Below are 20,663 nucleotides of genomic sequence, written 5' to 3' on the forward strand. Positions count from 1 at the left end.
CGTCTCTTATTTCTTTTCGGGATTAAATATATGGTCTACCCATTGTTTACCCCAATTATTTAACTCTTGTTTAGAATATATTTCTGGAAAAAAAACTACTTTTTGAAAACTAGGGGGCAGATATTCCTTCCAATTGGTTCCCCCTGTGGCATCAACTTGCCCTTCTCCCTTGGCCAAATACCTATGGGCAGATCCCATATGCATAAGAGGCCAGTTAACGTTTGCGTTGATATCCATCTTCTTTAACGCATCAACGAGCTCTTTATTATACCTTTTGGTTTCCGGTAATTGTAAATATTTATGATAAATGGTATTACCCCTAACTTGCTTGGCAATTCTTACCAATCTAGGGGTATACCTATATTCAAATTGTTTTAGGGTCAGTGTTTTATCGCCAGTTGACATATCGGTAGCACCTCTTTTCCAATATATCTGCTCATAAAGTTCTTCAATACTGTTTTCAGAGGAAAAATTTTCTCTTTGCGACTGATGTACCAAATTTTCAAGCGGGGTAGAGTAGATTTCAATCATGCGAAACTGTGCCGACTGAAAACCGCTGGCGGGAAGCAAGGCCATTCTATATTGTAAAAACTGCTCCCTTTCCATACCCTTAATCATTATGCTGAACGAAGAGATCAAAGCTTTGTAATAACTATTGATTCGACGAACTTTCTCAATAAAAAAATCAAGGTTTTGAGACTTATCGTCTACCAGTTGCTTTTGTTCATGTAAAATCAGTTTAAAATACAGCTCTGTAATCTGATGGTACATGATAAATATTTCCTCATCGGGAAAATAGGTTCTGGGCTGCTGTAAGCTAAGCAGAGTATCGAGATTGATATAATCCCAATAGGTGAGGTATCGTTGATGGAGAAGGCCATCGAGGTAAGAACTCAAGTCTTGACCAGAGTCTTTATATTTTTCTTCAAGCTTTTCTATCTGCGAGTCTATTCGCTCCTTATCCTTCATTAAAAGTTAGTCCATTATAATCTTGAACTGGTGCTTTAGTCCGTTATATCCGTCAAGATCTGCTTTGATCGCACCCACAGCCAAGTCTGCTTGAATTCTTATGGGTATTCTATTCTTATCGGTCGAAACCCACAATGATAGGCTTTCTTTTTCTTTAAAAACCCGACCCGACTGAACCAAAGGCCTAAATTTATAACATTCTACCTTACCGAACTTAGTTTTAAGTACTTCTGTACCCAAATATTTAAGTTGAAAATTAAAAACGCCATCATCGTCGTACAGCATTTTAAGCTTTACCGCTTCCCCTTTGACCAAATCTTTGGGGTCGTAGTTGTTTCTTAAGTAGTAAAAAGCCGATAAAAGATCTTGAATGCTATCTTGAAGTTCAAAATTATATTTTTTCTTGTTCTTTTTGTCGTTTAGAACGGCTTTATCCTTATCGTGGTGAAAATTTATCTCGATATCTTTGGTATATCCTCCTTCGTCAATCTTACGTATGAATCGGTATGGCTTGCCATCTTCTTTACCAAAATAGCTTTCATAGGTGTCATCGACCTTAAAGAACAAGCTCGCCAGACCGGTCGTTTCGCCCTTACCTACTACATGGTAGACGGGCACTTCACCGATATTATCAGATTTGACATGTAATGTGGCGTAACTGGCATTCAAAAAACCATAATGCATGCGAAACTTTAACCACTCACCAACCTTAAATGCAGAACTTTCATATTGTGCATGAACAAAAAAACCAAAGCAGCAAAAGAGTACAGTAAACAGTTTTTTCATAAAGCCCATTTTATTGTAAAAATAAATAATGCCAAAGGGATTTTATTCGGATTACAATAACTTAAACAAAATTTATTCCAAAGTATTGTCTGCTAAACTTCAGGATTATTTAGGTGCGATTGGCAACTATATCAAAAAAAGCCCCAACATTACTGTTAGGGCTTTTCCTAAATAACCAACCAAACTTTAAATTATGAAAAACCAATACTTAAAGTTGTAAGGGAACCACCCCTTACACCAACAAATTTACTGCTTGTTTTAAGACTGTCAACGGTTTTAACTTACTTTAACTATTACATTAACAGTTATTTTTACCTACAAATGAGAATTTGGCAATACGTTAAGAATACCTATTAAAAAACTACCTTAAAAACCCTCTCACGGGAAATGAAATGGGCATTAATTATATCGAGAATCTCATTAAAGGGTTCCCCTAGATTCTTGTTCTCTTTCTATCGCTTCAAAAAGAGCCTTGAAATTACCCTTACCGAATGATTTGGCTCCCTTGCGCTGAATTATTTCTATGAACATTGTAGGACGATCCAATATAGGTTTCGTAAAAATTTGAAGCAGATACCCCTCGTCATCCCTATCTACCAAAATACCAAGTTCTTTTAGTGGAAGTAGGTCTTCATCAATCTCCCCGACCCTATCCAACAAATCTTCATAATAACTAGATGGCACGGTCAAAAATTCTACCCCGCGATCTCTTAGGGCAGCTACTGTTTCAATAATATTGTCAGTAGCCAAGGCCATATGCTGCACACCTGCCCCGTTATAAAACTCGATATACTCCTCTATTTGCGATTTTTTACGTCCGTCGGCAGGCTCGTTAATCGGAAATTTAATTCTTCCGTTTCCATTACTCATCACCTTGCTCATTAGAGCCGTGTATTCGGTAGATATGTCTTTGTCATCGAAAGAAACCAACTGGGCAAAGCCCATTACTTTTGCATAAAACTCACACCATTTGTTCATCTCGTTCCAGCCTACGTTACCTACCATATGGTCTACATATTTTAAGCCGACATCAGAGGGCCTGTAGTGAGGGTTCCAAGGCCTAAAACCTGGCATAAATACCCCTTTATAGTTTTTACGCTCGACAAATATATGTACGGTCTCGCCGTACGTGTGAATCCCTGAAAGAACTACCGCTCCTTCTTTATCTTCCTTTTGAATTGGGGCATGGTAACTTTCAGCACCCCTTTTTACGGTTTCTTCATAACTTTTGGTCGCATCATCAACCCACAGGGCAATTGACTTGACGCCATCGCCATGAGAATCTATATGTTTATTAATTTCTCCTCCGGGCCTCAGCGGAGAAGTGAGCATAAGGCGTATTTTATCTTGTTGAACAACATAGCTTACGCGGTCTTTCAAGCCTGTTTCGAGCCCTGCATAGGCAACAGGCTGAAAACCCCAGGCGGCCATGTAATAGTGAGCTGCTTGTTTGGCGTTACCGACATACAGTTCTATATAGTCAGTACCTAATAGTGGCAAGAAATCTTCAGCTTCTAAATTTTCTTTAGGCAATTTTAAGGAGGTAGTATCTAAAGTAGACATAATAGTTTAAGAGTTGAATTTGTAAGAATAACTAAGGGCCAAAGGCCGAAAAAAGTAAAGTTGATGATAAAGAAATAGGACTAATACCTATTGGGTGGTAATAACTTACCACATAGCTCTGAGGTGCGAGGTGATATCGATTCTGAATAGTAGCATCTCTTACAAATATCGGAAATTTTAAATAATTAAAGACCTAACTATCTTAAAACCAATATCCCAAACTAAAAAAGAAATTGCCGTTATTACCTTCAGGGGACCATGAGTAATGCACCTGTAGGGGGCCTAAAAAAGATTCCCATCCGTAACCTATACCGTAGCCTGAATAATCAGGCGGGGTAAACCATTCACCTGTGCGAAACAGGTCATCTTCTACATTCGCGTAATTGGCCGTAAACATCAAATGGTTCTTTGGTACAAACTCATAATCTAACCGCCCACCAAGTTTTACGTAGCTGTTTCCGGCCAATGAAAGAAAATCATAGCCAAAGAAATGAACTAAGTTATTCACTTGCGCCGAACCATATCCACCCAAAACAAAATCAAAAGAGGTTACGTTTGAAGTACCTAATTTAAAACCTCCCTCTGTTTCAATATTTAAAGAGACCGGACCGTAAATAGGTACAGCCGACCCCACTTTTGCCTTTGCGACCGAAAACTCTTTAAAGTTGTTATTGAAGTCAGAAGATAGCAGGTAGAAATGAAAATCTCCATCAAAATAAACCCCTCTTTTCGGGAAATACTTGTCGTCGTAAGTATCTAATTGCAAGCCCCCAAAAACACTATAGAAATCACCTTTTTCAAAAAAAGTGCGCCCGTCTTTCACCCTAAAAGACTCAGAGCCTTCCAGACTTTCATCAGCCCCTAAGGTTCTAGTACTAAACTTCAACAGTTTATGTTCAACCCCAGTTCTAAAGGCGAACTCTTCTCGCATAACCGTTTCAATGTAAATCTGATTGGTCATGTCGGTAATATCCAGATTTATGGTATTGATGTTCGATGTTATCGGCACTTCGTAATTGCCCCTTATTAGATTAAAATCGATTTCCTTGGCCGTTTCCCTAAAACTCGAGTTGATACCAAAACTCCAATAAGAACCTTTATCTACATAATATTGAAGGTTATACCTGATATTATCGCCTATGATAAAATCAAAGGAAGTAACATCATCTCTGGTGATAAGGTTTTTTTGTGTGAGATTGATAATGGCCCCCGTCTGAAATAGATTATCATAATGGGCGCCCAACCGAAGAAAAGTCTTGTTTCTACTTTCGACCAGATTCAACAACAACTCTTGATCACTGCCATTGGTTAGCAGCTTATAATGAATCGTCTGAAAGTTACCCGTGGCCGACAAGTTGCTCACCCCTTGTTGAAGTTCATCAAAAGTCGGCGACTCATCGGTATCGAAACGTAACTTACCCTTTACATAACCACGCGAATAGTTTTCGCTTCCGGTAATGGTCAGCCTGTCGACCGACACATAATCGGAGGGTAGATACATTTTCGCAACCTGCTTTTTTTGCCTGTCGGGGTTTCCTATTTTTTTAAGTTCATCAAATTTTTCCCGCGCCGCCTCTTCTCCTTTATCGACAATGGTTCCGAAGAGATTAAAATCGATGACCGAAAAACCGGTGATATCAGGTTTGATATAAATATCCGTCAATTCTGATTTCTCCTGCATATCGAGAGCGGTACGATAGTTATTTATCTGCATCAAAATTTCAGTTGCCGATAATAGCGCCTCTCTATCTTTAAGACCATGTTGTACATCTACACCGATTACAATATCGGCACCCATTTTTTTAACTTCAAGAATGGGGTAATTATTTACCACACCGCCATCAATCAACACCTTACCATCTATTAAAGCAGGCGCAAAAAGAGAGGGCAAGGCCCCACTGGCTATAACCGCTTCGGGCAAATAACCTTGGTCTAACAAAACCTCATCTCCCGTTTCAACATCTGTGGCAATACATAAAAAAGGTATGGGTAACTTACTGAAATCTTTAATATCCTTCACAGGGTAGAGCAACCGCACCAATTCGTTATAAATGTTCTGCCCACCCGATAGCGCCGGAGGAACTGATACCTTAAAATTATTGAAAGGAAGGGTTATCGAATAACGCTCCGAATCTTCTTTCTCATAAAATGTTTTGGCGTTTCTCGGTAGATTATCTTCAATAAGGTTGGTGAAATCGGTCGTTCTGAAAATTGAATCTAGCTCTTTGGCATTATAACCGGCCGCATAAAGTGAACCCACAATGGCGCCCATGCTAGTCCCGCCGATATAATCTATCTCAACACCTGCTTCTTCAATTACTTTTAAAGCACCGATATGGGCCATACCCTTTGCCCCGCCACCACTGAGTACAAGGCCTATTTTCAAATCTCGTTTTTGGGTCGTTTGTGACCACCCACGAAGGTTTACTGCCAATAGGCATAAAATAAAAAATACATAATGTATCTTTTTGTTGGTCATGTGGTACTAATGAAAGGTTTCATAAATCTTTTTAGCCTTCGCCATACCGACCGTTTTGGCCAGGTTTTCTATGGTAGCCTCTTTAATTCTCTTCACCGATTTGAAATTTTTCAACAACTCTTCCGCAGTTTTTTCTCCGATACCTTCAATACTTTCCAATTCTGAATTGATAGCGGCCTTACTCCTTTTTTTTCTGTGGAAGGTTATTCCGAATCTATGGGCCTCATTACGTAATTGCTGAATGATTTTTAAAGATTCTGAGCGTTTATCGAGGTACAACGGAATTGGGTCTTCAGGAAAATAGATTTCCTCTAGGCGCTTTGCAATACCCACAATAGCAATCTTTCCTCTGAGACCAAGAACATCCAGACTTTTTAAAGCTGAGGATAACTGTCCCTTTCCACCGTCAATCACTATTAATTGCGGTAAGGGTTCATCTTCTGCCAAGAGACGTTTATATCTTCTAAAAACCACTTCTTCCATCGAAGCAAAATCATCGGGGCCCTCAACAGTTTTTATATTGAAATGGCGGTAATCTTTTTTAGAGGGTTTCCCGTCTTTGAAAACCACACACGCCGCCACCGGGTTCGAGCCTTGAATGTTACTATTATCAAAACACTCTATATGTCGTGGCTCTTCCGAAAGCCTTAAATCTTTCTTCATTTGGGCCATGATCCGGTTGGTATGCCGATCGGGATCTACAATTTTTATTTGCTTAAACCGCTCTTGCCTGTAAAATCTTGCATTGCGCTCAGACAGGTCAACGATTTTCTTTTTATCACCTAGTTTAGGAACCGTTACTCTGATGCCTTCTTCGACGGTAACTTCAAATGGTAGATAAAGCTCTCGAGATTGCGAGTTGAAACGTTGCCTTATTTCGGTAATGGCTAAAGCCAACAATTCTTCATCGGTTTCGTTAAGCTTCTTTTTAATCTCTAAAGTGTGCGAGCGAATGATTGAACCATGAGACAATTGTAAGAAATTGATATACGCATGAGATTCATCGGAGATAATCGAAAAGACATCTACATTATTGATTTTTGGATTAACAATAGTCGATTTCACCTGATAACTTTCAAGTACCTCGATTTTGTCTTTTATCCGCTGGGCTTCCTCAAAACGCATCTCAGCGGCCAAACTTTTCATTTCTTTTTTAAAATAATGAAGCGACGACTTAAAATTTCCTTTGATAATCTCTCTGATATCATCAATTTGAGCATGGTACTCTTCTGCCGATTGAAGATCTTCACAAGGCCCCTTACAATTACCAAGATGAAACTCTAGGCAAACTTTGTACTTGCCATTCTCAATTTTTTCTTGAGAAAGATCATAGTTACATGTTCGCAGAGGATAAACGCTCTTTACCAGATCCAACAACGTTCTCACTGTTTTCATGCTCGTATAAGGGCCATAATATTCCGAACCATCTTTAATCAGCTTTCTCGTCGGAAATATTCTTGGGAAACGTTCATTCTTGATACAAATCCATGGATAGGATTTATCATCCTTCAGCAACACATTGTACCTAGGCCTATACTTTTTTATAAGGTTATTTTCAAGCAACAGGGCATCCGACTCTGTAGGAACCACTATGTGCTTGATTTTGCGAATTTTCTTTACCAGCACCCTGGTCTTACCGTATTCGTGATTTTTGGTAAAATAAGATGAGACCCTTTTCTTTAAATTCTTAGCCTTTCCGACATATAGTATTTTCTCATCTGCATCATAGAACTGATATACACCCGGACCGTTGGGCAAGGTACTCAACTGAACATCTATAGAAATTTGGGGCATTGATCAAACAGTTAGCCGCAACAGTATCCAATATTGAAGTTACGGGGCAGTTAAATTACTATGTTTTAATGTAAGCGAGCAGGGTTTTAATCCTTTTTAACAATGACGATAATCTCATCAAATAACTCTTAAAATACGATTTTGAATAGAAGAAAAATTCAAAATGATAGATTCTCTCTAAAAACACTCAAAAATTGTCATAGGCATAAAATCTTTCATGAAAGGGCTCAAACCTGTTAATTTCTTGACCCTATCGGTTAGAAAAAGTTAAACTTGACCAAAAAAATGCATTTCATCGATAAAAAGTTGCACTTTATAGTGTATGTAAATTTATTTTTAACTAATTTTAAAGTATCAAAATCAATTACCAGCATGGATAAATATGTAATAACCCTAGGTCTTTACCTAATCTTGATGATTTCTTTCAAGATTTATTACCTTGTGAATGTAAAAGAATAAGGTAACCTAGACCCCCAAATACTACCTTAGTCTGATCATGAATCAATGCAAAAAAAAGATTTACGATCTCGCTATAACGCTTTAAGGAACAACTTATCGGACGATGCTCTAGTCAATTCTAGTCTGAGCATTGCTAATCGTGCACTTCAACTGCCTACTTCCGTTTGGAAATCCGATTACTATCACCTGTTCTTACCCATTGCGGAAAAAAAAGAAATTGATACTTCATTTCTTTTATCCATTCTGCAAGGAAAAGATAAACACGTTGTTTTGCCAAAAGTGGTTGACTCAGAAAATATGATTCATTTTCTGTTGACGGACAGTACCCGATTAAAAAAAAGCAAATGGAGCATTCCCGAGCCTGTTGATGGTATTGAGATAGCACCCAATAAGATTGATGTTGTTTTTGTTCCTTTACTGGCTTTTGATGGCCAAGGGCAACGGGTTGGTTATGGCAAAGGCTTTTACGACAGATTTCTTGCACAGTGCCGCAAAGACACAATAAAAATAGGTCTTTCACTATTTGAGGCAGAGGAAAGGATATCCGATTTTGAAGAAAGCGATATTCCTTTAGATTTTTGTGTTACCCCTAAGAAAGTTTACTCTTTTTCAGAAGTTTGAACCTCAACAGTGGCATCTTCCTCCTTTTCATCAATTTTAGAAAAGGCTTGCTTATTAAAGACGATTAAGATGCCGACCCCTGTACTAATGGCCATATCGGCGATATTAAACACTGGTTCGAAAAAACGGAAGTCTTTTCCGCCCAGACCGGGCACCCAATCTGGCCATGTAGTATCTATCATAGGGAAATAAAGCATATCTACTACCTTACCATAAAACAAGCTACCATAAGGCTCAGCGCTGAAAGCCGTTGCCACCTGCTGATAACTATCGTTAAAGACTACGCCGTAAAAAACAGAATCGATAATATTACCCAAAGCACCCGCAAAGATGAGCGACACGGCCAATATCAACACCTTTGAAGTTTGCTTTTTAATGGTATCAAATAACCAGTAACCAATACCAGCCACGGCAAAAAGCCTGAATACAGTAAGAATCAGCTTTCCGATAGGCTCGCTTACCGGAAGAAAGTCACTCAATTTTGCGCCCCAAGCCGCACCTGAATTCTCAATAAAAAGTATTTTAAACCAACTGAAAACCTCTATCGATTCACCAAGAACGAAATTCGTTTTGATATAAACTTTACTTATCTGATCAACTAGCAAGACCGCTATAATAAGTACTAGTGATTTTTTTAGGCCCATGGCTTAATAGTAGTTTGAAGTCGCAAAAGTAGGTATATTATTCGGTTTTCGTGATGTTGATATTACCCGTAATACTCGATAGATGGTATCGGTTGTCGGAAGCCGGCAATTCATCAGAATTCAATTTACCATATTTGGTTTCAGCATCTACAATCGCAGCAGTTGCCTGTACATAAATATTACCACTGTTCGTCATCACATCTACTTCTTCCTTAACATCGAGTAAGGTACAGCTACCATCATTTAATGTTGTTTTTAACAACTTATAGTCACCGCTAATCTCTACGTTACAGTTTCCTCCATCAATAGAAACATTCAAATACTGTGGAACGATCAACTTCAAACTGATTGAAACTACCTTATGCGCACTTAGTTTATCGTTGGGATTCTGAAAGAGAGGCTGAAACCCTGCACTGATAAAATAGGTATCACCGCTTTGATGTAGCTTGAGTGCTAAATCCTTTTTATACTCTCCATCAATAATTGCCTCTGCCATTACCTCATTTTCCTTTGATGTTACCAATGACAGCTCATAGCAATTGTTCACATCAATATGTATTGCACTGATGTGACTATCGACTATCGATTTCTTGACCACTTTTTGGGCCAATGCACAATTCGAACATAGAAATAATAAAAGTACTAGGTGCTTTAGCATATTCATATATACCAAAAGACCTACAAGAGAGTCTCTTGTAGGTCTATAATATTATAAACAGAATGGCTTACTTCTGCATGTTTTTGGCTTCAATACTCAAAGTAGCATGTGGCACCAATTTCAGTCTCTCTTTGGCAATGAGCTTACCTGTTACCCTACAAATACCATACGTCTTATTCTCTATACGCAAAATGGCATTCTTTAAATCTCTAATAAACTTCTCTTGCCTAATAGCCAATTGTGTATTAGCCTCTTTACTCATGGTCTCAGACCCTTCTTCAAAAGCCTTGAAGGTTGGTGAAGTATCATCGGTACCATTGTTACCGTCGTTCATGTAAGAACTTTTCAAAAGCTCTAAGTGGCTTTTGGCCTTTTCTATTTTTTCTTCTATCAATGCTTTGAACTCGGCCAAATCTTTGTCCGAATATCTAACTTTTAAATCCTGTGCCATTCTCTTTAATGTTTTTCAATAAATAATTTCGTGTTCACCTCATCGAAGGTAATTACGGTACCTTCATCTAGTTTCTCTTCAAAATCAAGCTCAGCGGTCAATGTTTCGGTCTTGATATAATTTAAGTTACTTTCAACCGCTTTTTCGACATGGCCATCTTTCAATATCTTGATGTCAATTCTGTCGGTAACTTCAAATCCCGAATCTTTTCTCAGGTTCTGAATACGGTTGACAAGTTCACGGGCTATACCCTCTCTTCTCAAATTATCGTTAATCGTTATGTCAAGGGCCACGGTCAATGGTCCTGCACTTGCAACTAACCAGCCTTCAATATCTTGAGAGCTTATTTCTACGTCTTGTAACTGTAATGTAACAATTTTATTATCAATTTCAAGTGATAATTCGCCCTCCTGCTCAATTTTCTGGATGTCTTTTTGTTCAAGCCCAGCAAATGCTTGGGCTATTTTCTTCATATCCTTACCGAACTTCGGACCCAAAACCTTAAAATTAGGTTTAATTTTTTTAATCAACACGCCGGAGGCATCATCTAAAAGCTCTATTTCCTTTACGTTTACTTCCGACTTGATCAAGTCTGCTACTGCACTGATTTCTTGGCGCTGCTTTTCGTCCAACACAGGTATCATAACTTTCTGCAAAGGTTGGCGTACCTTAATTTTCTCTTTTTGACGTATCGACAGAACCAATGAAGAAATAATCTGTGCCTTTTGCATCTTACTTTCCAAATCTTTGTTCACAAAGGCTTCATCATAAACAGGAAATTGCGATAAGTGAACACTTTCAAAATCTTCGGTCTTTGTAGTCGCGACTAAATCTTTATACAACCTGTCCATAAAAAACGGTGCCACAGGTGCGGACAGCTTGGCGACAGTTTCTAAACAAGTATACAAAGTTTGGTAAGCCGAGATTTTATCTTTTTGATATTCACCTTTCCAAAACCTTCTTCTGCACAAACGCACATACCAGTTACTTAGGTTTTCTTGCACGTAATCAGATATGGCCCTAGTAGCTCTTGTCGGTTCATAATCGGCATACGCTTCATCAACCGCCTTAATCAAACTATGAAGTTCAGAAAGGATCCAACGGTCTATTTCAGGGCGCTCCTCTAATGGAATATCTGCCTCCGAATAATCGAAAGAATCAATATTTGCGTAAAGTGCAAAGAATGAATACGTATTGTAAAGCGTACCGAAAAACTTACGCTTCACCTCAACAATACCATCGATATCAAATTTCAAATTATCCCATGGGTTCGCATTCGAAATCATATACCAGCGAGTGGCATCGGCCCCATGTTCGTTCATCGTATCGAATGGGTCTACGGCATTACCCAAACGTTTCGACATCTTCTTGCCATCCTTGTCCAAAACAAGTCCGTTAGAGACTACATTTTTATACGCTACCGAATCGAATACCATGGTAGCGATAGCATGCAAGGTATAGAACCAACCTCTTGTCTGGTCTACCCCTTCGGCAATAAAATCGGCTGGATAGGTAGTACCTTCATCAATCAGTTCTTTATTCTCAAAAGGATAGTGCCATTGGGCATAGGGCATTGATCCACTATCGAACCACACATCTATCAAGTCGCTTTCCCTTTTCATTGGTTTGCCGGAATCGGAAACCAAAGTGATGCCGTCAACAATATTTTTATGAAGGTCTATTTTCTCATAGTTCTCGTCTGACATGTCACCAACCGTGAAAGATTCGAATATATCTTTCTGCATCAAACCTTGACCTACAGCCTTTGCCATTTCTTCTTTCAACTCCGCCACCGAACCGATTATTTTGGCCTCTCGGCCGTCTTCAGTTCTCCATATAGGCAATGGTATGCCCCAATACCTGGATCGACTAAGGTTCCAGTCGTTGGCATTGGCCAACCAATTACCAAAGCGACCGTCACCAGTAGATTTCGGTTTCCAATTGATTGTTTGATTAAGCTCAAACATTCTTTCTTTTACATCGGTAATCTTAATGAACCACGAATCTAATGGGTAATATAAAATAGGCTTATCGGTTCTCCAACAATTGGGGTAGCTGTGAACGTATTTCTCAACCTTAAACGCTTTGTTCTCCTCTTTTAAACGAATAGCAATTTCAACATCGACCGATTTTTCGGGCTCTTCACCTAAATCGTAATATTCGTTTTTCACATATTTACCGCCAAGCTCTTTCAACTCAGGTCTAAACTTACCTTGTAAATCGACCAAAGGAACAGGATTGTTGTTTTCGTCGAGCACTAACAAAGGTGGAACTTCAGGCTCTGCCTGTTTGGCAACCAAGGCATCGTCTGCACCAAAGGTAGGCGCCGTGTGAACTATACCTGTACCATCTTCAGTGGTTACAAAATCACCTGCTATTACCCGAAATGCATTTTCAGGGTTTTGATAAGGAAGTGCATAGTCAAGAAGCTGCTCGTATTTTATACCCACTAAATCTTCACCCCTAAACTCTTTGACCACATAAAAAGGAATCTTTTTATCTCCTGACTTGTATTCAATCAATTCGGGTTTTGAAGCAACCTCAAAATACTTTCCGGCAAATTGTTTGGCGACCAATTTTTTGGCCACTACCACGTTCATTGGCTCAAAGGTGTACTGATTATAGGTTTCGACCAAAACATAATCTATTTTAGGCCCTACGGTCAATGCGGTATTCGAAGGCAAGGTCCATGGTGTGGTCGTCCATGCCAAGAAAAAGATGTCTCCCTCGTCTTGCAAAAAAGAAGGCAAGGTCGATTCTACAGCCTTAAATTGCGCAACAACTGTAGTATCGGTAACATCTTGATAAGTACCCGGCTGATTCAGCTCGTGCGAACTTAGCCCAGTACCGGCCTTGGGAGAATACGGCTGAATGGTGTAACCCTTATAAATAAGATCTTTGTTATAAATCTGTTTTAGAAGCCACCAAACAGACTCCATATATTTAGATTTATAGGTAATATACGGGTCGTTCATATCGACCCAATAACCTACTTGTTCGGTCATACGGTTCCATACGTCTGTATAGCGCATGACCGCCTTTTTACAGGCCGCATTGTACTCCTCAACCGATATTTTTTTACCGATATCTTCTTTGGTGATGCCCAATTCTTTTTCAACACCCAACTCAATAGGCAGACCGTGGGTATCCCAACCCGCTTTACGTTTCACCTGAAAACCTTTCATGGTCTTGTAGCGCGGAAAAATATCTTTGATTGTTCGGGCCATTACATGGTGAATACCGGGCATTCCGTTTGCAGAAGGCGGCCCTTCATAAAACACATAACTTGGTTTACCTTCCCTTGTAGAAATACTCTTTTCGAATATTCCTTCTTTCTTCCAGTAATCAAGTATCTCTTCTGCGACCTTTGGCAGGTCTAATCCTTTGTATTCCGCAAACTTCATAAAAGCCTTTCTTCTGAGCGAACTATCTTGAGTTCTATTATTTTAAGGCAGCAAAATTAGGCATTTTTAAGTAATTATCAGTCCCCAAACACAAATCTGAACGCTTGATATCAACAGGTTACTCTTAAAAAATAAAAAGCTTAACCAGCATGATGGCATTTGTTAAAAAAAGGCATCCAAACCAGAGCATCAACCGTATATCTTTTAACTAGTAACTAACATAAATACAAACAAAATGAAAAGAATCGTTTTAAGTTCAATTTTGGCACTTGCCCTATCTACCACAGTGGTTTCTTGCAGAGATGCAGAGGAAAAAGCAAAAAGCGCTGCCGAGCAGGCCAGCGAAGCTATGGAACAAGCTGGAGATGACATAAAAGAAGCTAGTGACAAAGCTATGGACGAAGTTAAGGAAGCCGGTAAAACGATGAAAGAAATTGGCGAAGACGCAGCTGACAAGGCGAAGAAAGCCGGGGAGAACATCAAAGATGGTGCAAGCAAAGCCGCCAATGACGTTAAAAATGCCGCCAATGATGCGGCCGATGAAATTGAAGAGGAGGTAGAAAACTAAAATTACAGCCTTATTTTACAATCTCTAAAGACCCTTTTTTTAAAGGGTCTTTTTTTATGCATCTATTATTTTTTCAAACAGCACATGGCGTTTTATCGAAGAAAACGTACCGGTCATATTTTTCACCACAAGACTGCGCCCATTCACAACAATATTTTCGAAAACAGGTAAACAAGCCCTAGTTTTACATTGTAATTAAGTGATAGAGTTGACCCCAAATCGCCCCTTGAACTTGACCGAAAAATTGATTCCGAACCCAAATCGGAATTCATACCTACAAAAAGCTTAACCCAAACTCGACCAAACCTACTTGATAAAACCACCCTCTGCAAAGAGGGTTTTTTTATGCTTTTTATTTAGAAGGAATACCCAAGACCCAAAACAAGATTTGTTCCTGCGGCTACCACCCCCGAGCTATAGGGTCTGTATCGTTGCCCCGTAATATTTTCTACGCTCATAGAAGCCTTCAACTCTTGTGTAAATGCATACTGCGACCTAAAATTCAAGGTATGCCAAGATGGTGAGTAAGGGTTTCCCTCATGATCAACGGCATAGATATACTCTTTACTTCGTTCTGAAGCCGCCAAATTGTCGTAAGAAATTCGACCATTGTAATTTAAAAAAACATCGGCCTTTAACCTTTGGTTCTTCCAGATCAAATGAAAATCGCCGAATGCCGGGGCTACATGCCTTCCGGGCGAGTCGCTACCATCTTCCTCTTCTTCTAAACCTTCGGTTAATGTTAAGTTTGAAACGATTGAAAAGTTGTTGGCAAGAAAAGCCTCCAATCCTACTTCCAATCCATAAACATAAGCTTTTGCAGCATTTTGAATGGCCAGAACCTGGCTGAGCTCACCTTTATAGTCTATCTGGCTTTGACCACCAAATTGAAACTCTCTTCGCACCAAAGCGTCGACCAGATAAGTATAATAAGCAGCCCCTCTGAGCATAAGCTTATCATTAAAATTTTTATGCGCCCCTAACTCTATATTGTACGCATATTCAGGTTCAAGGTCAGGGTTCGGCACTACCACCGCACCAGGCTCGGAGTCAAATATTTTACCTACATCATTAATATTGGGTGCCCTAAAACCAGTGGATCCATTAAGAGTGATTTGCAAATCGGTTTTAGGAAACCAGCTGAAACCAACACTTCCTGTCAAAGCGCCGTTGTTAAGATTGGCATCGTCAAAAGGAAAGGGATAAAAGGTCTTGTCAAATATAGCATCTATCCACACATGACTATATCGAAGACCGGAAAGTAGTGTGAAGTTAGGCTTGGCCTTGTACTCAGCATTCATATAACCTGCCAAGGTCTGCCATGTTGAACCATCAGGGTATCTAGTGGCCGATTCAGAAGTTTCATTGGTTATGATATTCAATTCACTGCCTATCGAACCTATCTTATTGTAAACATATTCCCCTCCATAATAAAGCCTTAAGTTTCCGATACGTTTATTCTCGAAATCGATATTGGTAGAAATGGCATCTACCTTTTCTTGGGTCGTATATCTAATGGCATCATTGAAACCTCTATCATTTCTGCTTTCCTCAAAAAATTGATAGGCAGCCGTAATTTTAAGACCATCATAAAAGATACCTCTACCCCTTTGTTTTGCCTGAAGATTGCCCAATAACCATTTTTGCGGACCATAAAACCATTCGGCAGACCGCAAACCATTGTTTTGACTATTCGGTCGAATCAATCTATCGTATCTAGAGTAGTCGGTAGTTTCTGAATAATGAAGGCCAAGATTGTACGACCAATTATTGTTCGGGGAAAAAAGAACTTTTTGCATTAGGTTGATTTGGTCATAGCCTGTGGGCAACTGCTTTCTTGGGTTTTCATTCAAGACCTTATAATCTTCTTCACCCCTAGATTCCACATAGTAATTACGAAGATATGATTGCGGACCATGCTTACCCATTACCAAATCACCAAAATTGTTATAGGTCGCACTGGTTAAAAATCCCCACTTTTTTTTCGCCAGATTGATGTCGGCATGAACAGTATTTTCCATATTGGCAGATGAAAATCGGTAAGCTGCCTCACCGGAAATCTCAAGGCTGTCAGTAGTGGCCAGTTGTGGATTTTGTGTATAAAAGTTCATGACCCCTCCCATAGCATCACTACCATATATCACGGACCCTGGGCCAAAAATAATTTCGGTATTCTTGATGGTAAAAGGGTCAATAGAAATAACATTCTGTAAGTTTCCACCCCTAAAAATGGCATTGTTCATTCGCACACCGTCAACAGAAATCAACAATCTATTGGTGGCAAAACCCCGAATCATGGGGCTACCGCCCCCTAATTGGCTTTTCTGAACAAAAACCTTTCCTGTATTGGCCAATAAATCGGCCGATGTTTGCGGGTTGGTGAAACGTACTTCTTTGGCACCTACAACTTCAATTTTGTTGGGCACATCTTTTTTCTGTTGCTCCCATTTCGATACCGACATGACTACTTCATCTAGTTGTTCGGCTTTCATTAACATATAGAGTCGGTTGTTCTGCTTCCAGATTTGAGATCGGCTACTTCTTCGTATCTGATAGCTCAAATGTTTGAACATTATGCGTTCGGTAGGAGAAAAAAGACTTAAATCGGCCATACCATCGATATCTGAAATGATCGTTTTCGACCGATCTAGATTGTAGATGGCTACATTTGAAATGGGGTCTCCGGTATCTGCGTCCAAAATTTTGATTTGTTGAGCGCTTAGTACCTGAAACACCATAAAGAATAAGATTGGTAAAATCTTGTTCATGTCAACTAAAGACTTCGTTCAACACAGCAAGAGACCTTGGCTTACGAAACCCTTGTAAATGAAGTTCGTAATATGAAACAAGTGAATTCAAGAGTTCTTGGCGGTTTTTTTTGTTCATTTTGATGCTTTTTATACCATCAAAATTTATGCCCAAGAAGGTCTTAAAGAAATCAAGATTGGTATCGGCCAGCATTGGGTTCAAAGATGGGGTATCGGTAAACTCTCCTTCCAACAAATCAAAATAAGAAGCATCAATATTATCTGCATCAGGATAAAAACCAAGATACTTGGTCAATCTCAACAACAGAAAAATATGAAAGTTGGCTATACTATCATGGGTGTCGAACCATTGCAACGATGCTTCTAAAAACTCGAATAGCGAAGGGTTGGCCTCTTCTTCATGTATACTGTTCGATAGCATTTCGGCCAAGAACAAAGTCATAGCGTTTTTCGCTATATCGGCATGCAGAGTTTGATAGTGATAACTCACTTTAGTCTCGCGAATACTTTCTAAAGTGCCTTTATTTTTATGGTATGCAATAATTTCGAGTTGTGTCAAAGGTTGAAAGTAAGCCGCCTTTACCTTTCCCTTTTTAGAGGCAAGAACTCCCTTTAGCAAATACGACTTTAAACCTTCGGAGGCAGTAAAAGCCTTGACGATTAAACTTGTATCGCCGTATTTGAGTGCCGATAAAACTATGGCCTTGGTGCGAACCTGCATTTAAAGTGGAATTATCGCAAATATAAGTTTTGCAGTGCAATAGAAAACAAAAATCGGGAAACAGAGTTGTTCGCTCCGCTTCCCGATTCGCTAAATCAAATAACAAAACAAAGGTTTTAGATAACCCCCTGTGCCAACATAGCGTCGGCCACTTTTACGAAGCCCGCAATATTGGCTCCTTTAACGTAGTTGCAAAACCCGTTTTCTTCCATTCCGTACTCAATACATGAGTCGTGAATATCTTCCATTATATCTTTTAATCGCTCGTCTACCTCTTCCCTTGTCCAACTGATTCGCAGAGAGTTCTGAGACATTTCCAACCCGGAAGTGGCCACACCACCTGCATTGGAGGCTTTACCGGGAGCAAACAATATCTTGGCATCATGAAATGCATGAACAGCCTCTGCCGTACATGGCATATTGGCGCCTTCGGCTACACATTTACATCCGTTTTTCAACAGAACCTTCGCATCATCAACATCAAGCTCATTTTGAGTTGCACAGGGCAAGGCAATGTCACAAGCTACTTCCCATGGCGTTTTTCCCTTATGGTACTCGGCTCCTTTGAACTTATCTGCGTATTCAGAAATTCTTCCTCTTCTATTATTCTTTAAATCCATAACAAAGTCAAGCTTTTCTTTATCAAGCCCCTCTTTATCATAGATATAACCACTTGAGTCGGATAGGGTAATAACTTTACCGCCCAACTGAAGAACTTTTTCCGCCGCGTATTGTGCCACATTACCCGAACCGGAGATAACGACTGTTTTACCTTCAAAACTCTCGTCTTTGGTCTTCATCATATTTTCGGCAAAGTATACCGTACCATAACCTGTGGCTTCCGGACGTATTTTCGAACCTCCCCAGGAAAGACCCTTTCCAGTAAGAACCCCCGTAAACTCATTTCTAATTTTCTTGTACATGCCAAAAAGGAAACCGATTTCACGAGAACCTACACCAATATCACCAGCAGGAACGTCTGTATTCGGACCAATATGGCGACATAGTTCGGTCATGAACGCGTGACAGAAACGCATCACCTCATCATCTGATTTTCCTTTAGGATCAAAATCAGAACCTCCTTTTCCACCTCCCATCGGCAGTGTGGTAAGGCTGTTCTTAAAAACTTGTTCAAACGCCAAAAATTTGAGGATACTGGCATTTACCGTTGGGTGAAATCGCAAACCTCCTTTGTAAGGCCCTATCGCAGAATTCATTTGAATTCTATAACCACGGTTCACATGTATCTCGCCAGAATCGTCGACCCATGCCACCCTAAAAGAAATCAATCTTTCAGGCTCGACCATTCTAAGTAGAATGTTCTTACCATTATAGATTTCGTGCTGGGCGATATAAGGTATGACCGTTTCGGCAACTTCTTGTACCGCTTGAATGAATTCTGGTTCATGGCCATTACGGGCCTTCACCTCATCCATAAATGCTTTTATTTTTGCTTCCATATATTTTAAAAGATATATAATTGACCTGCCTTAATTCGAGGTCGAATTGTTGAATTTAAAATTTAACGGCAAAATTATACTATTTATATAATTTAACTATTATTTTTTTATTAATTCAATAAACCTGCTATTCGATAGCTTGGTTTAGGTCGGCAATAAGGTCGTTGACATCTTCGATTCCGACACTTAAACGAATAAGGGCGTCGACTACACCGCTCTTTTCACGCTCTTCTTTGGGTATACTCGCATGGGTCATGCTTGCCGGATGACCGGCCAAACTCTCTACACCGCCCAACGATTCGGCCAAAGTAAAAACCTTTAGATTGCTAACGATTTTCAGTGCATCTTCATAGTTATTTCCTTTGGTGACAAATGAAATCATTCCGCCGAAGCCTTGCATTTGTTCTTTTGCTATCTGGTGATTGGGATGGTTTTCAAAACCGGGCCAAAAAACTTTTTCAATCTTTGAATGGCTTCTCAAGAAATTCGCGATGGCCTCACCATTTTCACAATGCCGCTGCATTCTTACATGTAACGTTTTGATACCCCTTAGAACCAAAAAGCTATCCATCGGTCCGCAAACGGCACCACTGGCATTTTGAATGAAATATAGCTCATCTGCCAGTGCTTTGTCATTCACTACTAAAGCTCCGGCTACTACATCGCTATGGCCACCCAAATATTTGGTGGCCGAATGCATGACCAAATCGGCACCCAAATCTAAGGGTGTTTGTAGATAGGGGGTGGCAAAAGTATTATCTACTGCCAAAAGTATACGGTTCTTTTTAGCAATTTTGGCCACCCTTTTTATATCGATAATATTCATCATTGGGTTGGTCGGTGTCTCAACCCATATCAGTTTCGTTTTTGGGGTAATGGCCGCCTCAATATTCAAGACATCTTGCATGCCTACAAAATGAAAAGTGATACCGTATTTTTCGAACACTTTTTTAAACAACCTATAACTACCCCCGTAGAGATCGTTGGTAGAGATGACTTCATCTCCTGGTTTTAGAAGTTTTATAACGGCATCCATCGCTGCCAAACCACTTGCAAAGGCAAGACCATAGTTACCGTTTTCGATACTTGCCAATGAATTTTCAAGAGCACTTCTTGTAGGGTTTCCGCTACGCGAATACTCATAGCCTTGATGACCGCCCGGGTGCGACTGCGCAAAGGTCGAAGTCTGATATATTGGTGGCATTACCGCGCCATAAGCCTTGTCAGGCTTTTGTCCTCCGTGAATGGTGCGGCTGTTGAACTTTAAACTATTTTCATCCATTTTAAATAATTTACCCTACAAATGTATCGTTATCTT

General features: G+C 39.7%; 15 protein-coding genes. 2 read left to right on the forward strand and 13 right to left on the reverse strand.

Features of this window, described 5'->3' with window-relative positions:
• Window positions 1-6: 6 nt before the first annotated feature.
• From D1013_RS20020 to uvrC, 5 genes are all read right to left on the reverse strand, one after another.
• A complete protein-coding gene (locus D1013_RS20020) occupies window positions 7-969 on the reverse strand; it encodes a tryptophan 2,3-dioxygenase family protein (protein WP_121850507.1) in 963 nt (320 codons plus the stop codon).
• A gap of 6 nt (window positions 970-975) precedes the next feature.
• A complete protein-coding gene (locus D1013_RS20025) occupies window positions 976-1,755 on the reverse strand; it encodes a DUF3108 domain-containing protein (RefSeq protein WP_121850829.1) in 780 nt (259 codons plus the stop codon).
• A 420-nt stretch (window positions 1,756-2,175) separates the two neighbouring features.
• Entirely contained in the window at window positions 2,176-3,318 is a 1,143-nt protein-coding gene (hppD, locus tag D1013_RS20030; RefSeq protein ID WP_121850508.1) for a 4-hydroxyphenylpyruvate dioxygenase, read from the reverse strand.
• Window positions 3,319-3,520: 202 nt separating this feature from the next.
• Complete coding sequence (locus D1013_RS20035) at window positions 3,521-5,797, reverse strand: patatin-like phospholipase family protein (protein ID WP_121850509.1); 2,277 nt, start codon at window positions 5,795-5,797, stop codon at window positions 3,521-3,523.
• Window positions 5,798-5,803: 6 nt separating this feature from the next.
• Window positions 5,804-7,591, reverse strand: coding sequence for an excinuclease ABC subunit UvrC (gene uvrC / locus D1013_RS20040; protein WP_121850510.1), 1,788 nt, complete (start codon window positions 7,589-7,591; stop codon window positions 5,804-5,806).
• Window positions 7,592-8,095: 504 nt separating this feature from the next.
• Between uvrC and D1013_RS20050 the strand changes: the two genes are divergently transcribed.
• The gene (locus tag D1013_RS20050) at window positions 8,096-8,671 is read left to right on the forward strand and encodes a 5-formyltetrahydrofolate cyclo-ligase (RefSeq protein WP_121850512.1); all 576 of its coding nucleotides are present in this window, start codon (window positions 8,096-8,098) and stop codon (window positions 8,669-8,671) included.
• Here D1013_RS20050 and D1013_RS20055 read toward each other — a convergent pair.
• The 4 genes from D1013_RS20055 to ileS all read right to left on the reverse strand — a co-directional run bounded on the left by D1013_RS20055 (window position 8,650) and on the right by ileS (window position 13,828).
• Entirely contained in the window at window positions 8,650-9,315 is a 666-nt protein-coding gene (locus tag D1013_RS20055; RefSeq protein ID WP_121850513.1) for a lipoprotein signal peptidase, read from the reverse strand. The two genes, D1013_RS20050 and D1013_RS20055, sit on opposite strands and share 22 nt — an antisense overlap.
• Window positions 9,316-9,352: 37 nt before the next feature.
• The gene (locus tag D1013_RS20060; protein WP_121850830.1) at window positions 9,353-9,973 is read right to left on the reverse strand and encodes a DUF4097 family beta strand repeat-containing protein; all 621 of its coding nucleotides are present in this window, start codon (window positions 9,971-9,973) and stop codon (window positions 9,353-9,355) included.
• A 67-nt stretch (window positions 9,974-10,040) separates the two neighbouring features.
• Complete coding sequence (locus D1013_RS20065) at window positions 10,041-10,424, reverse strand: TraR/DksA family transcriptional regulator (protein ID WP_121850514.1); 384 nt, start codon at window positions 10,422-10,424, stop codon at window positions 10,041-10,043.
• Between the two features lie 5 nt (window positions 10,425-10,429).
• Window positions 10,430-13,828 carry an isoleucine--tRNA ligase gene (gene ileS, locus D1013_RS20070; RefSeq protein WP_121850515.1) on the reverse strand — a complete coding sequence of 1,133 codons (3,399 nt, stop codon included), beginning with the start codon at window positions 13,826-13,828 and terminating at the stop codon, window positions 10,430-10,432.
• A 235-nt stretch (window positions 13,829-14,063) separates the two neighbouring features.
• Here ileS and D1013_RS20075 point away from each other — a divergent pair, with 235 nt between their 5' ends.
• The gene (locus tag D1013_RS20075) at window positions 14,064-14,396 is read left to right on the forward strand and encodes a hypothetical protein (RefSeq protein ID WP_121850516.1); all 333 of its coding nucleotides are present in this window, start codon (window positions 14,064-14,066) and stop codon (window positions 14,394-14,396) included.
• A gap of 356 nt (window positions 14,397-14,752) precedes the next feature.
• On the opposite strand, the gene D1013_RS20080 is transcribed toward D1013_RS20075, so the two are convergent.
• The 4 genes from D1013_RS20080 to D1013_RS20095 form a co-directional block, all read right to left on the reverse strand.
• Window positions 14,753-17,164 carry a TonB-dependent receptor plug domain-containing protein gene (locus D1013_RS20080; protein ID WP_121850517.1) on the reverse strand — a complete coding sequence of 804 codons (2,412 nt, stop codon included), beginning with the start codon at window positions 17,162-17,164 and terminating at the stop codon, window positions 14,753-14,755.
• 1 nt (window position 17,165) lies between these two features.
• Window positions 17,166-17,885 carry a DNA repair protein RecO gene (gene recO, locus D1013_RS20085; RefSeq protein WP_121850518.1) on the reverse strand — a complete coding sequence of 240 codons (720 nt, stop codon included), beginning with the start codon at window positions 17,883-17,885 and terminating at the stop codon, window positions 17,166-17,168.
• A gap of 116 nt (window positions 17,886-18,001) precedes the next feature.
• Window positions 18,002-19,345, reverse strand: coding sequence for an NADP-specific glutamate dehydrogenase (gene gdhA, locus D1013_RS20090; protein WP_121850519.1), 1,344 nt, complete (start codon window positions 19,343-19,345; stop codon window positions 18,002-18,004).
• A 127-nt stretch (window positions 19,346-19,472) separates the two neighbouring features.
• Window positions 19,473-20,627: a cystathionine gamma-synthase gene (locus D1013_RS20095; RefSeq protein WP_121850520.1), complete on the reverse strand. Its 1,155-nt coding sequence runs from the start codon at window positions 20,625-20,627 to the stop codon at window positions 19,473-19,475.
• Window positions 20,628-20,663 lie beyond the last annotated feature (36 nt).

The organism is Euzebyella marina, from assembly GCF_003687485.1.
In the GTDB taxonomy this organism is placed as follows: domain Bacteria; phylum Bacteroidota; class Bacteroidia; order Flavobacteriales; family Flavobacteriaceae; genus Euzebyella; species Euzebyella marina.